Origin of the sequence: Phormidium sp. FACHB-592 (assembly GCF_014695795.1) — a bacterium.
GTDB lineage: Bacteria > Cyanobacteriota > Cyanobacteriia > Leptolyngbyales > Leptolyngbyaceae > Stenomitos.
The window spans coordinates 18,625-33,759 of the sequence record NZ_JACJOZ010000054.1 but is presented as its reverse complement, the minus strand read 5'-3'; the positions used below and the strand labels follow the sequence as shown (position 1 = coordinate 33,759).

General features: G+C 47.3%; 9 protein-coding genes and 1 pseudogene. 5 read left to right on the top strand and 5 right to left on the bottom strand.

The window, feature by feature from the left end; all coding sequences use genetic code 11:
* Positions 1-279: 279 nt before the first annotated feature.
* Positions 280-1,827, top strand: coding sequence for an ammonium transporter (locus H6F86_RS14940; RefSeq protein WP_347240417.1), 1,548 nt, complete (start codon positions 280-282; stop codon positions 1,825-1,827).
* A gap of 199 nt (positions 1,828-2,026) precedes the next feature.
* Here H6F86_RS14940 and H6F86_RS14935 read toward each other — a convergent pair whose 3' ends face one another.
* Complete coding sequence (locus H6F86_RS14935; protein ID WP_347240410.1) at positions 2,027-2,173, bottom strand: LuxR C-terminal-related transcriptional regulator; 147 nt, start codon at positions 2,171-2,173, stop codon at positions 2,027-2,029.
* Positions 2,174-2,322: 149 nt separating this feature from the next.
* Between H6F86_RS14935 and H6F86_RS33160 the strand changes: the two are divergent.
* Positions 2,323-2,805, top strand: a pseudogene (locus tag H6F86_RS33160) (hypothetical protein).
* 193 nt (positions 2,806-2,998) lie between these two features.
* Positions 2,999-3,217, top strand: a complete 219-nt coding sequence (locus H6F86_RS33155) for a hypothetical protein (RefSeq protein ID WP_347240408.1) — start codon at positions 2,999-3,001, stop codon at positions 3,215-3,217.
* Positions 3,218-3,372: 155 nt separating this feature from the next.
* On the opposite strand, the gene H6F86_RS14925 is transcribed toward H6F86_RS33155, so the two are convergent.
* On the bottom strand, positions 3,373-3,630 hold the full coding sequence (locus H6F86_RS14925; RefSeq protein ID WP_190449406.1) for a hypothetical protein: 258 nt from the start codon (positions 3,628-3,630) through the stop codon (positions 3,373-3,375).
* Positions 3,631-3,747: 117 nt separating this feature from the next.
* Between H6F86_RS14925 and H6F86_RS14920 the strand changes: the two genes are divergently transcribed.
* Positions 3,748-6,873, top strand: coding sequence for a response regulator (locus H6F86_RS14920; RefSeq protein ID WP_190449405.1), 3,126 nt, complete (start codon positions 3,748-3,750; stop codon positions 6,871-6,873).
* A gap of 100 nt (positions 6,874-6,973) precedes the next feature.
* Positions 6,974-7,375 carry a response regulator gene (locus tag H6F86_RS14915; protein WP_190449404.1) on the top strand — a complete coding sequence of 134 codons (402 nt, stop codon included), beginning with the start codon at positions 6,974-6,976 and terminating at the stop codon, positions 7,373-7,375.
* A gap of 151 nt (positions 7,376-7,526) precedes the next feature.
* On the opposite strand, the gene H6F86_RS14910 is transcribed toward H6F86_RS14915, so the two are convergent.
* The 3 genes from H6F86_RS14910 to H6F86_RS14900 all read right to left on the bottom strand — a co-directional run bounded on the left by H6F86_RS14910 (position 7,527) and on the right by H6F86_RS14900 (position 14,975).
* Entirely contained in the window at positions 7,527-13,013 is a 5,487-nt protein-coding gene (locus tag H6F86_RS14910) for an ATP-binding sensor histidine kinase (protein WP_190449403.1), read from the bottom strand.
* A 205-nt stretch (positions 13,014-13,218) separates the two neighbouring features.
* On the bottom strand, positions 13,219-14,001 hold the full coding sequence (locus H6F86_RS14905; RefSeq protein ID WP_347240405.1) for an ABC transporter permease: 783 nt from the start codon (positions 13,999-14,001) through the stop codon (positions 13,219-13,221).
* Positions 13,998-14,975: an ABC transporter ATP-binding protein gene (locus tag H6F86_RS14900; RefSeq protein WP_190449401.1), complete on the bottom strand. Its 978-nt coding sequence runs from the start codon at positions 14,973-14,975 to the stop codon at positions 13,998-14,000. The genes H6F86_RS14905 and H6F86_RS14900 overlap by 4 nt, the downstream gene beginning before the upstream one ends.
* Positions 14,976-15,135 lie beyond the last annotated feature (160 nt).

The window sequence follows — 15,135 nt, the reverse complement described above, 5'->3', positions numbered from 1 at the left end:
TCAGTTGTTCCTCAAGAATCTGCACTTCGGTTAAGGGGAGTATTCAAGGGGGTTCAGCGTCGGTAGATTTTCTCCTCGCTAGTGAAGCTCATGAGTCCAGGGTAAACCAGGCATCTATGGGTACTTATCCGATTGGGGTTTGCTTGAGCTATCTTCACCACCAATTCCTGTTTTCATTCAGTTCAACCAAGGAAGCTTAGAAGCATGTATAAACTTTTGCCTAAGTCGCGATCGAGGCAAAGAAGGCGTAGGTTGCCTTTCAATTTAAAAACCCTCCGGATCCATCGCGAATGGCTGTCGCCTGAGTGGTATAGCAAACGGCTTTCTCCAAGCTGGCAAGCCTGTATTCCTTTGGCATTGCTTATTGTCGTCGGCTGGAGTGTTGCTGCCTCTGCTCAAGCGCCGACGCCGCCGACAGTGGAAAGTGTCGCTGAAAGTGTTGGCGGCTTGAAAGTTGGACTTGACACCATGTGGGTTATGGTGGCTGCCATGCTGGTATTTTTCATGAACGCTGGTTTCTGTATGTTGGAAACTGGTTTTTGCCGTCAGAAAAATGCAGTGAACGTGCTGGCAAAGAACCTCATTGTGTTTGCCTTCTCCAGCATTGCCTTCTGGGTTGTAGGCTGGGGTCTCATGTTTGGCAACGGCAACCCCTTCTTTGGCACAGAGGGTTTACTTTTTCTGTCTGGTGCTGACAACAGCCCTCTGACGGGTGATGCTTACCAGGGTGCCTATAAGTCCATTGCTTGGGCGGGAGTACCACTGCTAGCTAAGTTTTTCTTTCAGCTTGTCTTCGCTGGCACGGCTGCCACAATCGTCTCTGGGGCAGTAGCAGAGCGGATCAAGTTTATTGACTTTCTAATTTTCAGCGTGCTGCTGGTTGGTATTGCTTACCCCATCACAGGGCACATGGTCTGGGGCGGTGGTTTACTAGCTACCTCTGGATTCTGGGATTTTGCAGGCTCTACAGTCGTTCACTCAGTAGGCGGTTGGGCTGCTTTGATGGGCGCGGCGCTGCTTGGTCCCCGGATTGGCAAGTACAACAGCGATGGTTCGTCAAATGCGTTTCCTGGACACAATTTGTCGATCGCCACGTTGGGCTGCTTGATTCTTTGGCTCGGTTGGTTTGGGTTCAACCCTGGCTCGACAATGAGTGTTAATCCTTTGATTGCACACATTGCCATGACCACAAACCTTGGGGCAGCGTTTGGTGGCGCAGCAGCAACCATTACGGCATGGATTGTCTTGGGTAAGCCCGATCTATCCATGGTGATCAACGGTATTCTGGCAGGTTTGGTTGCCGTTACTGCTAGTTGTGCTTTCATTCCAGTTTGGGCTGCGGCTGTCATCGGAGCGATCGGCGGTGTTATCGTTGTCTACGCTGTCTTATTGCTTGACAAGCTCAAGATTGATGATCCAGTTGGAGCTATTCCTGTGCACCTGGTTAATGGTCTTTGGGGTACGCTAGCCGTTGGTCTTTTTGCCACTGGTCCTGGTGTCACGAAATTTGGCACCGAGCTATACGCAGAAGGGTTCGGTCCTAAAGCGGGTCTATTCTTAGGCGGTGGCATTGCACAGCTTTGGACTCAATTCATTGGTGCAGCTTTAGTTGGTCTCATCACAGTTGTGTTGTCAACCCTCTTCTGGGTCGCGCTAAAGTCAACTTTGGGCATCCGAGTTTCGCCAGAGGAAGAAGTGCTAGGTTTGGACATTGGCGAACATGGCATGGAAGCCTATGCTGGCTTCATCAAAGATCCAACTGACGTTCATGCTGGTGAACCTGCTGCTGTACAGTCTACAAGGGGTGTTGCTGGTTCTCCTTACTAGCGTCACAGCTAGTACGTCACAGCCAACGTGTTTTGTCCGTGTTGTAAACGGTAGAAGGCTAAGGTTGGATGGGTGAGTAACTAATCTTCTGGGCACAGTATCAAAGCTTGTCAAATACCGATGCCACTGCACTCTTGGAAGCAATTTCAAGGATGCGGTGGTATCAGTGTTTGGGTTTCTTCAAGGCATTCATGGGAACCTAAAATGCTCGAAGTCCTGGGTAAGATAGTAACTGCTGGTTAATGAAATGCTTTTGAATAGCGATAACCGTGGCTTGGGTGCGATCGCGCACATCTAGCTTTTGCAAAATGGCATGAACATAAACTCGTACTGTTGCAGGTGGCAATATGCGCGGCAGACCATTGGGTAACTGTTAGGTTGATTATGTTCGTACCAGAGAAGTTCTAATGAGTTTGGTACGCGAGGCAGGTAGAGCGATTTGGTCTACCCTGATAAACGCCGGAGGAGGGCAATCGGTGGCAAGAAGGCATTGATGTGGTGATTGGTTTACTCGAAACCCATAATCGGCAGGAGACGGCACAACGGGCAGACGGGTTGGAAGTGCTGCCCCGGTAACAAATTAACTGCTCTGGAACGCTTTTGTCTGAGATGGATACGGAGGCAATTGTTGCTCGTCACCCACAACTGGTTCTAATTGATGAACTGGCGCATACCAATGTCCCTGGCTCTCAGCGAGAAAAACGCTATCAGGATGTGGAAGTTGTTTTGGCAGCAGGAATTGATGTTTATTCAACGGTCAACATTTAACATCTAGAGAGCCTGAATGATCTCGTTGCTCGGATTACAGGTGTTGTGGTACGAGAGCGAATTCCCAATCGTCTGTTGGAAGCTGCCGATCAGGTAGTACTCATTGATGTCACACCAGAGACGTTAGAAGAACGGTTGAAGGACGGTAAAATTTATGCCCTTGAAAAGTTGATCAGTCCTTGCAAAGCTTTTTCCAACAGCGTAATTTGATTGCCTTGAGAAAATTGGCACTGCGAGAAGTTGCTGACAACATTGAAAAAGAGGCACTTGAACGCGCCTCAAATGGAACAAAGCTTGATGCTTCTTATTGCAACATTTATGAACGAGTTTTAGTCTGCGTTTCAACCTATTCAAATGCGATTCAACTGATTTGACGGGGTGCTCGGACTGCCAAGTATATGATATGCCCGCCCCTTTTTATTGCCTGTTTGTCGCTAGCTTCGATCGCTTCCTCACTAAAGTAGAGAGGTTGCATATTGAAACGTATAAAAGACTCTGTAAAGAGTTTGGTGGCAAGTTTATTCGAGTGAGAAACGATGACAAAGCAATGGCAATCGCAGCGGTTGCTAGAAACTATCACATTAGTCAAATTGTGATTGGTGAAAGCCAACGCTCACGATAGAAGTTAGTGCTGCATGGCTCACTCACCCATAAGCTGCTGCGATTGCTCAAAAACATTGACGTTCACATCATTGCAACGGATAAAACAGATTGAATGCCGCTGTATACTCGATCGCTGCGATACTTTAAGTAGCGCGTGCACGCGCTACGGTACAGTTAAGTAATAGTCATGCACGGATGCCGTAGCCAGCTTTCCCTTAACTGCAAGCTGCGGGCAATCCTTACCAGTGGCATCTTTTGCCGCCGCCAATCAATAATGGGTTGTGTATCACTGATGCGCTGTGGCTTCGGGTGTTTCACAAGCTGTCGGCTACAATCAAAGTGCTTGCTGTTCTGATGGCGATGACGGGTGGTGCCGTCTTGATTGATGCCGTTTGAGCTAAAAACCGGGCACCTTAACAGCAGTATTGTCATCGAGCCACACGTTAAGTAATCACGCTACTGCCTTCCCTTTCACTCTTTTTTCTACAACCTGGATTAAATGGGATAACCCAAAACCTTCCTTTCCCCACTCCCGCAAAAGACACACAAATGTCAGCACTCCAGTTTCTCCTGCTCGAAGACAAGCTACAGGATACAAAAGCTATCCAAAGTATGCTGACGGACGGCGGGATTAACCATGAGCTGCTGCGGGTAGACACTCGTGCCGACTTTGTAACAGCGCTTAAAAACCAGGTGTTTGACTTGATTCTGGCGGCTTATGCCCTGCCTGGGTTTGATGGCATTACGGCACTAGAAATTGCCAATAATCTATGTCCTGATGTGCCCTTTATTTTCGTCTCTGCCAGTTTGGGCGAGGAAGTGGCGATCGAAACCCTCAAACGCGGAGCAACCGATTATGTGCTTAAACAACGGCTGGGGCGGTTGGTGCTCTGCGTGCAGCGAGCCTTGCAGGAAGCCCAGGAACGACGCGAACGCAAACAGGCAGAACAGATGCTGGTCGAGCAGAAACAACTGCTGGAACTCATTGCCTCAGGGCAACCTTTAGAGGTCTGTCTTGCAGCGGTATGTGCCTCTGTGTCTCGGCTGAGTCCCCGCACGTACGCCTGCTTCTTGCAGCCGGATGTCCAACAAGATTTGTGCGAGGCTCACGGTACTCTAGCGTGTCATTGTACACCTGTGCTGGGCGCAGACGGTCTACCTCTCGGTTCGCTGATGCTAGCGTTTGATGAGGCGCGGCTGCCAACCCCCTGGGAAAATCAATTGGCAAACTTTGGCACTCAAATTGCCAGCATTGCGTTTGAGCGCGATCGCGCCAGTCTTGCTGTGCGCCAGAACGAAGCCCGCTTTCGCACAGTGGCTGCTAACTTGCCGAATGCGGCTGTCTTTATTGTGGATCACGAGTTGCGCTATCTGCTGGCAGAGGGCAAAGCGCTCCAAGAGGCAGGCCTGACGGCTGGAGCCTTTGTGGGTAAAACACTTTGGGAAGCCCTCGACCCTATCCTCGCTAAGCGGTATGAACCCTCCTACCGCCAGGCTCTTGGTGGCGAATCATTCACCGTGGAGCATTATAGCCACGATCGCTATTACGTCTCACATGGTGCACCGTTACGCAACAATCGGGGTGAAATTGACGCAGCGCTAGTAGTCTCCTACGATATCAGCGATCGCAAGCAAACCGAAGCTGACCTGCGCGAGAGTGAAGCCCGCTTTCGGTTAGTGGTTGACAGTGCCAAAGAATATGCCATTTTCACCCTCGATCTCAATGGCATGATTACAAGCTGGAACGCTGGTGCTGAACGCCTAGTAGGGTATCAAGAAGCCGAAATCATTGGTTGTCACGGCAGCATTATTTTCACGCCAGAAGACATTGAACAGGGAAAAGCCGACCTGGAAATGAAAACTGCCCTGGCGGAAGGACAGGCAATCAATGAACGCTGGCATGTGCGAAAAGACGGCAGCCGCTTTTGGGGCAGTGGCTTAATGATGCCCTTGCAATCGGAAACAGGCGATCTGCAAGGGTTGGTTAAAATCATGCAGGACAAAACGGCACAACGGCAAGCAGACGAACGCTTCCGGTTGCTTTATAACACTACCAGCGATTTACTCGCGACCGAGCAACCGCTCATGCTGATGCACAACCTGTTTAGCAAACTCTCAGCCCAGCTAGATTTGCATTGCTACTACAGCTACCTGGTTGAGGAAAAAGACAACCGCCCTATGCTGCATTTGAGGAGCTATGGAGGAATTGCTGATGCAGAGGCGTACTCGATCGAGTGGATTGAGTTTGGTCAGTACCTCTGTGGACAGGTCGCCCAAGAGCGGCAGCAAATTGTCCTCAATCAAGCGCAAATTGCCACTCATCCTAATGCCAAGTTGCTTTACTCAGGCGGCTTTACCGCTTATGCAGGGCAACCCTTGATTGTACAGGGACAGTTACTAGGGACCCTTTCTTTTGCGAGCCGCACTCGCATTAGCTTTACCCCTGAAGAACTCGACCTGTTGCAATCTACTTGCGACCAAATGGCGATCGCCCTTGAACGAGCCAATTTAATCCAGTCGATTCAACAACAGGCAGAGGAACTACAACGAGCCAACCAGGTTAAGGATGAATTTTTAGCTGTGCTGTCGCACGAACTGCGATCGCCCCTCAACCCCATTCTAGGCTGGGCACGGATGTTGCAATCAGGCAAGCTCGATGCTGCCCGCCAAGCCGACGCACTGGCAACGATTGAACGCAATGCTCTACTGCAATCACAACTGATTGAAGACTTGCTTGACATTTCCCGCATTATGCAAGGCAAGTTGTTGTTAACAGTGGCTCCTGTCAATTTGACCTACGTGATTGCGGCGGCGGTTGAGACCGTGCGCTTGACAGCAGAAGCGAAGAACATTCGGATCACGCTTGACATTGCCAGCCCGCTTGCACCTGTCTCTGGCGATAGTGCCCGCTTACAGCAAGTAGTCTGGAACTTGCTGACCAATGCAACCAAGTTCACACCCAACGGTGGGCAGGTGACGGTTGAACTACGGCAACTGGGTGAAGTCGCTCAACTGCGGGTGATGGATACAGGTAAGGGCATTCATGCCAGCTTTCTGCCCCATGTCTTTGAGTATTTTCGGCAAGAAGACGGTTCTACCACTCGCCGCTTTGGTGGGTTAGGGCTGGGACTGGCCATCGTCCGTCAAATTGTGGAAATGCACGGCGGTACTGTAACGGCAGAAAGCCAGGGTGAAAATCAAGGTGCCACCTTCATCGTGCAATTACCAGTCATGCAGCAGGCAGTGTCGATCGTCTCTGAGCAAGCCCGTGACCAAACAGAGACAGAAACACCGTTAGAAAACCTGCAAATTTTACTTGTGGATGACGACCCTGATACCCGTCAGTTTCAAGCCTTTCTGCTGCAACAAAAGGGGGCAATCGTAACAGCGGTTGATTCTGGTTTAGCAGCGTTACAAGCGCTGGAGCAATTTATACCAGATGTGCTCGTCAGTGATGTCGGTATGCCAGACATTGATGGCTATATGCTGATCCAGCAGATTCGCTTACGCCCAGCCGCTCAGGGTGGCACCGTGCCAGCAATCGCGCTGACAGCCTATGCCGCTGAAGTAGATCGGCAAAAAGCACTACAAGCAGGGTTTCAAACTCACGTTACAAAGCCTGTAGAGCCAGCGATCTTGGTAGAGGCGATCGCTAGTCTCCTTAAGCACAAGTAATCTTAAAGAGGGATAGCTCTACCGTTAGAGTCTGTAAGCCGTTTCTATGAAGATAATCGAGTGAGTTCTTCAGCAACTTCACTAAGTAAAGCTTCACGCCATGCAGGGTAACCCGTCTGAAAGACCGCCTAAAGCCGATCGCATTCTGGTGGTGGATGATCTTCCCGATAACTGCTTTCTCCTGCAAACTATGTTGAAGAGCGAAGGGTATCAGGTGGAAGTAGCTGATAGCGGTCCTGCGGCACTGCATAAAATTACAACTTGTCCGCCAGATCTGGTACTGCTGGACGTGATGATGCCTGGCATGGATGGCTTTGAAGTGACTCGTCAGCTACGGCATGATCCTGCGCTGCCGTTTATCCCAGTGCTTCTGGTGACAGGTCACAGCGACCCCGAACCTGCTGATGGTTTTGATGCCGGAGCGGATGATTTTGTTCGCAAACCCATTGATTTCGATCTGCTGCTGAACCGGATACGAGCCATCCTACAGCCTGTGTCTTGAGGAACGTGCCAATGCTGGAAAGTGCAAGCTGCTGCTGTCAAACCGCTTAACCGCTTCTATGCCTCAGCTTAGCCTTTCTTCTTGTGAAACAATGAACAACAATGCGTAAGCTAATTCTTCTCCTGGTAAGCTTTCGCAAGCGATACACATTCTAGAAGAACTTAGGTCTCTGCTGAACAGGAATTTCAACGATAAACTCTGCACCTTGCCCTGGAGTTGACTTACATCTGAGATGACCACTATGCTTGTTAGCGACAATTTGATAACTAATGGACAGCCCCATACCTGTACCAGCACCGACAGGCTTTGTGGTGAAAAACGGGTCAAATAATCTGCTACGCACGTCCTCACTCATTCCAGGTCCATTGTCAATAATGCGGATTCTTACCCAATCGTTATTGAGTGTTTCTGTACAAATTCGGACAACACCGAAAATGGGCTGAGGCTGCTCGGACTTCTGTAATAGTTTATGAGTCTGCTGCTGGTTGTAGATCTCTAGGGCGTCGATCGCATTACTGAGAATGTTCATGATCACTTGATTGAGCTGTCCGACGTAGCACTCAACGAGGGGTAAGTTACCGTACTCTTTCACAACTTCAATGCTAGAGCTTCCTTTGCGTTGGAGTCGGTGCTGTAGTAGGAGTAAGGTGCTTTCAATCCCTTCATGAATATTGACTGACTTCATGTCAGACTCATCCAAACGCGAGAAATTTCGGAGTGATAAAACAATTTGACGAATACGATCAGCCCCAACATGCATCGAATTCAGAATTTTAGGAAGATCTTGAATAAGAAACTCTAAATCCATTTCCTCTGCTAACTTTTGAAGCTCAGGAGTCGCATGAGGATATTGCTGCCGATAACGCTGAATCAGGTCTAGCAAATCATGCGTATAGCGACTCGCATGATCCAAATTGCCATGAATAAAGTTAACTGGGTTATTAATTTCATGAGCAACACCCGCTACTAACTGACCCAAGCTCGACATCTTTTCTGTTTGAATCAACTGAATCTGTGTCTGCTTCAGCTCATCTAAGGTTGATTCAAGCTGTCCGTTTTTCACTTGCAATTCCAATGTCCGTTGCTCTACTTTTTGCTCTAGTGTGCGGCTGTGGTCTGCTAGCTGCACGTTGGCTTGCTGCAAATCTTGAGTCACTACTTCTAAATTGCTATACAGTAGTGCATTCTCTAATGAGATTGCGGCTTGCGAGGAAAGCAATTTCAAAACTTCTAACCGTTCAGGCGTAAAAGCTCCTGTAGTTAAGTTGTTTTCAAGGTAAAGCAAACCAATCAGCTTGCCTTTGTTAACAATGGGGGTACATAGAATTGACTTCGAGCGTGTTTTAGAAATATAGGGGTCACGTGCGAACTTTTCTTCTTGTGTTGCATCGCTAAGCACCAGCGTTTCTTGGGTTCTTGCCACATAATTAATGACTGTTATCGGTAGCTGCTGGTTGGTAGAAACAAGCTGTGGTTGCCACAGTGTAATGCCATCTTTTTCCACACTTCCAGTTGCCTCCACCATGAGCTGACCCGCTCGTTCCAGAATCAGGCAACTTGCTTGAGCACCTGCATTTTCCATCACAATTGTTAGCAATTTATCCAGCAGTTTACTAAGCACGATTTCGCCTGCGATCGCTTGCGATGCTTTTACAATCGTCGTTAAATCTAAAGCACTCAAGCCACCTGTAATTACGGTCGAAGCGGTTTTAGAAGTGGTCAGCCTGATCGTTGGTGAATCAAAGGTGGGTCGAGCTGCCAGGTTAGAATATTTTTTCTCTAGGGCTTTCACTTTAGCGATCGCGCCCCAACGAGCATAGCTGTGATATGCCTTTGTGAGATAGAGATGGGCAATTTCTTCTCGTCCCTGCGAACGATAGAAATTTTCTGCCGCCTCGTTCGCGATCGCCTCTTCGTGAAGATAGCCCTGTTCTTTTGCCGCTTTGATAGCGCAATCGTAGCCGCTCATCGCCTCTAGCGCTTGACCTAAAACCCTCGCTTTTTCTGCTTCTACCAACTCATACTTGTGCTGATAGTTTGCTGGGGCGTGAAAAGCCCATTGTTTAAGTTGAATCTGATTGCTATTAACTTTTTCCAGATATTGTGCCTTTTCCTCTGTGCCTACACTCTCGTAAACGGCTAGAAGTGATAGCGAGTAGTAGAAGTTATACTCAACAAACTGCATAAAACCTACCATGTTGCCGTGGTAGGGTGCTGCTTTCTGAGCATAGGCAAGTGCCTGGTCATAATTTTTGAGAATATAAAGCAGAATCGTTTTTGCAAGATAGGTAAGAAAAAGCAGTGTACCCATTTTCGTTTCGATAAAAATGGGCACCATTTCTAATTCGTTAAAGCTTTTACCGACTAGACAAGTGCGATCATTCACTTCATCAAGCAGATTTAAAACAAGCTGCCGGATAATCTGAGTAAAGTAAATTTGATACTCCTGCTTGAGGCTCAGCAGCAACTCGATATACTTTGCTTGCTTTTGATTAACCTCACCTAACGGTTCTCCAACGAAAAATAGATAGTTACAGTAGGATGTGGAGTTGTAGCAGGCATACTCTATATCACCCGTGTTTAGCCCTGCCTGTATTCCTGCCAATAAAGGATTAATAGTAGTTTGTGCAGGCTCTTTCCAATGTCTGATAAAGACGTTAAAAATGTTGATTACTTTTGCCTCTAACTCTTTAGCATGAAACTGCTCCTGCAATTTCAAACCTAGTTGACCAAAGCGGTATCCCTCTTCAATGCGGCTTAAACCGCCACAGAGAATTAGTCCGTACAAGGAATAACCCATTGCCGCAGAGGACGAATTGCCGTGACGCATCGCCAGGCTAACTAGCGTAAACGACATTGCTGGAATCAGGTCTGGTTTAGCATTGAGGCAAGGAGTTAACAGCGTAATCAAAATCTCCATTGCTGCTAGTTTATAAGGATCAGTCATCTCTGGCAGATGAATTAAATCCTCAACTACGATTTCCTTTGGTGCTTCTTGAGTTAAACTTTCACCTAACATCTCCAACACTTGTAAAGAAGTGGCGATCGCGTTCAACATTTGATTCCGAGCAATGTTGAAATAAATCTTGGTCTGATATACCTTGACTTTCTGCAATAGATCTTGAGTATGTTCTAGAACGACTTCAGCAAGCTGCTCTGCTCGTTCAAAGTGGGTATTCAAGTACTCAACTTCAACCGTCTCGATGTATAGAGCAGAAGTTAGCTCATACTGGTTCTGCCAACTATCATCTGCTAATAAAGCTAAACCTGTGATGAGATACTTTAGCGCGGGTTCATAAGCCGTTGCTGCTTTTGCTTTGCGACCAGCCAGCAAATTCAATGCTGCTAATTCGATTCTTTCAGCTTGATGATTCATCAAGTCAATGCCGATGTTTAGCTGATTGACCAGATCGAAAATTTTTTCTTCTCGCTCTGCTGGTTTTATAGATTTCAGCAGCAATCGCCCCACTTTTAAGTGCGTTTCCTTTTTACGTTCCTCAGGAATCAAAAAATAGGCGGCTTGCTGCACGCGATCATGGAGAAATTGGTAGCTGATATCTAGTTCATCTTCTCCAGTGGAAAGGTCAGACTTTGAAGGATCAATAAGCGCTAATTTGTAGGTATCGCTGAGCGGTAAGACTAGCCCAGTCTGTAAGGCTTCCCATAATTCTGCTGCTGTCGTAGATAACGCTTTTTCGTTAACGATCGCCAGCAAATTGAGGTTAAACGTGCTGCCAATACAAGCCGCCAACTTTAGTACGTTTTGCGTCACATCGGGTAGCTTCTGTAACTTACTAACCATCAGCTCCACAACATTGTCTGTAATTTTCACCTGCTGAATTTGCTCAAGCGTCCACTGCCAATCTCCAGAGTTCACATTATAAGACAGCAATTTTTCTTGATACAGCGAGGAGAGCATCTGAGTTAAAAAGAAAGGATTCCCCTCAGTTTTGCGAAGCAAAAGTTTAGCAAGCGGTCTAGACTTAGCTGTATTGCAGTGCAACGTATCAGCTACTAATTGATTCACATTTTTAACGGCTAACGGAGCTAAGGTAATTGTATTAACAACTGTCCCTGCGTTCTGAATTTCTTCTAATGCCAGCATTAAGGGATGCGTTGCATTCACCTCATTATCACGATAGGCTCCAATTAACAGTAAGCACTGCTGTTCTGAAGCCGTCATTAGCAGTTGCAGCAGTTTGAGAGAAGCAGAATCAGCCCACTGCAAATCATCAAGAAAGAGAACCAGAGGGTGCTCTTTTTGAACAAAGATACTCAGAAACTGTTGAAAAACTAGATTGAAGCGATTTTGAGTTTCAGATGAACCTAATTGAGGTACTGCTGGTTGTGCTCCAATGATTAGCTCAACCTCAGGAATGACATCAATGATCACCTGACCATTTGGGCTAAGAGCCGTGATTAGCTGATCTCTCCAAACCTGAACTTGAGTTTCACTTTCTGTAAGGATTTGACGAATTAATGCTTGAAATGCCTGAATTAGAGATGTATAAGGAATGTTTCGCTTAAACTGATCAAATTTTCCGGCAATAAAATAGCCGCGCTGGCGCACAACTGGCTTATGAATTTCATTGACTAAAGCCGATTTGCCAATGCCAGAATAGCCCGCCACTAGCATGAGTTCACTACGTGAGGGAGTGGGGAGAGATTCCTGCCCACTCCCGACACTTGCTACGCGATCGAAAGCAGCGAGTAGAACCGCAACTTCTTGCTCCCGACCATAGAGCTTCTGTGGAATTTGGAACTTAGCAGAAATGTCTTGTAAACCGAGTGTAAAGTCTTCAACGACACCTATAGTCTCTAGCTGCTTCAGACAAGTCTCCAAGTCTACCTTAATGCCGTAAGCGCTCTGGTAGCGATCTTCAGCCGTTTTTGCTAACAGCTTCATAACGATCGCGGAAAGAATTTTGGGAATTTGTGGGCTAAGCCCATGAGGTGGAAGAGCATTTTTGGCAATGTGGCAGTGCACTAGTTCCATTGCGTCGGTTGCGACATAGGGAAGCTGCCCTGTAAGCATTTCGTAGAATGTAACTCCTAGCGAATAGAAGTCTGTGCGATAGTCAAGGGAACGGTTCATGCGCCCAGTTTGCTCCGGCGACATGTAAGCCAGCGTTCCTTCTAGTAAATTGAGATCATTAATGGTTTGGTTTTCTCTAGATAGGCGAGAAGCGATCGAAAAATCTGTAATCTTGACCTGTCCTGTAGCAGGATTAATAATAATATTTTGCGGCTTAATATCTTTGTGAATAATGTTTTTCTGGTGTAGTTCTCCCAGTGTTTCTGCTAGTTGGATGGCGATCGACAAAAAATCTTTTATAGCGAGCGTTCTGGCAGACAGAAATACTCTTAAAGACTCACCATCAAAATCCTCAAGAATTAATGCTTCTCCTGCGCCAAACTTATCTAAAGCATACGGCTGGACAATACCTTTGATATTGAGGTCTTTTGAAAGCTCATATTCATGCCGTAGTCTAGCAATTTCTCTATGTGTCGGATCATCAGATCTTAAGGTTTTAATGACAACAGGTTTGCCGCTCTCTTTCGCTTGACCACGATAAATAACAGTGTTGACATTCTCATAAACTTTGCTTGTAATACTGTAATTTGAGCTGTTCATCATAATCGTGCCAATTGATATAGGTTTGTATGTAACGTGAAACACTGCAATTAGTAGGGCTCTGTCTTGCAAGCATCCCACTATTACAGCGTTTTACGTTTTTATTGTCTGATACGTCTTGCTCGGGCAACTTCGACAAAATTACTGAACTCTATTGCCCAAGGTGCTAGTTTAGATAGTGTTTCAAGCAAGCCTTTGTGTCAAAAAATTAACGAAATAACTGAGGATAAATTCGTCGCCAAGCTAAAATACCAAAGACTATCGTACACAGAAACATCCATAGCAATTCCAACAGCCAAAAACTGGGTAAACCCAGTGACCACCGCAACAGATCTGTAAAGGCAGAAAGCGGGAAAAGTCCGGTAATAGTCTTCAACAGAGGTGGGAGAGTATTGCGAGGGAAATAAGTACCGCAAAATGTGAACATCGGGATAATGAGCAGAAAGACAGGGATATTCACCTGATCCATCGTTTTAACGCAACCGGCTGTAAACAGTCCGATCGCGGCAAACAACAGGCTACCTAAAAAAATAAGTGGTAGTGACAGGAGTAGATGCCAAAACGAGTAGAGTCCCCATACAACGGCTACCATTCCTGTCATGAAACCGACTACTGTGCCACGAGTTGCTGCCCATAACCAATCGCCCAAAAACACTTCTGTAAAGGTTAGGGGCGCGGTCAACATTGCCTGCCAAATCTTTTCAAAGCGTAACCGAATGAAGGTGCCATAAGACCCTTCAAAGAAGGATGGGTAGAGTGCCCCTGCGGCGATCATACCGGGAGCGAGAAAGGCGAGATAACTAATGGTTTGCCCTTCATAGGTAACGTTTCCGATAAGTGGAGTTAAACCGATGCCGAATGAAACTAGGTACACGATCGGCTCAAGAATTGGCGGCAAAAAGTTGACAATCCAGGTATTTTGAAACACCTTTACGTGCCGCCGCCAGACAGAATAAACACCCCAAAGCGTAACGGTTGAACGAATTTTCACTGTAAAGACCGACCTGTAAGCCGGAGAAAGACATCTTCTAAATTGGCGTGGCGGCGAGTCAAGCTGGTTGGCTGTGTACTGACCAGTTGTTGCCATAGTTCATCGGGTTCACGAGGCAACGTTAATAGGTAACTGCTGCCAAAGGGACGACACCACACGCCCGTTTGTGTTGCAAGTTGTTGCAGCAGCGGTTCAGCAACTCCAGCGATTTCCACGACTTCCGACCCAATAATGCGCTCAATCAATGCTGCTGGTGTGCCTTGATCAACAACCTGACCTTGCTGTAGCAGCAGCAGCCGATCGCACAAGCGCTGCACTTCATCCATATAGTGGGTTGTCAACAGCACTCCGCAGCCGTCTTGCTTCAATTGACTCACTAGCTTCCAAAATTCCTGTCGTGCATCGGGGTCAAGCCCGGTGGTGGGTTCATCCAAAAACACAATGCGGGGTCTGTTGATTAACGCTCTTGCCAAAACGGCGCGGCGCTTCAAGCCGCCAGAAAGCTCATCAGGCGTGTACTTACCGTACTCTTGTAGCCCCACTTGAGCCAGCAATTCTCCAGCCCGCAGACGCGCCGCTTGCCCCGTGATGCGGTAGTAATTGGCGAAAAAGACGAGATTCTCAAAGACCGTTAGTTCAGGGTCAAGGTTGTCTTCCTGGGTAACAATGCCCATGTGAGAACGCGCTTGCTGCCCTTGAGTTTGCACCTGCCAGCCGTCGAGCTGCACGAAGCCGCGATCGGGAATTACCGCACCGTAAAGCATTCCGATCGTGGTGGTTTTGCCAGCACCATTGGGTCCTAGAAAGCCCAAAATTTCTCCAGCTTCCAGCGTGAAGGAGACATCTTGTACAACTGGGCGATTGCCGTAGGACTTGCACAGATTATGAGCAACCAGTGCTGTCGGCGATAGATGCCCTGCGATCGGTTCATGGTCAACCTTCGCTCGACGGTGATTTAGGAAGAGTTGACGCATAAGCATTACACCAGACACCTAGAGAGACGTTGCCACATTGTTCTGTAGAATGCCCACGTTGCAAAGGAAAGCTCAGCTTTGCTCCAAAATCTTGTTTTATTGCAACTCTTTCTATCAATCTGGCTTTGTAGGTCAGTCCTTATGTTTATAGGGAACACTA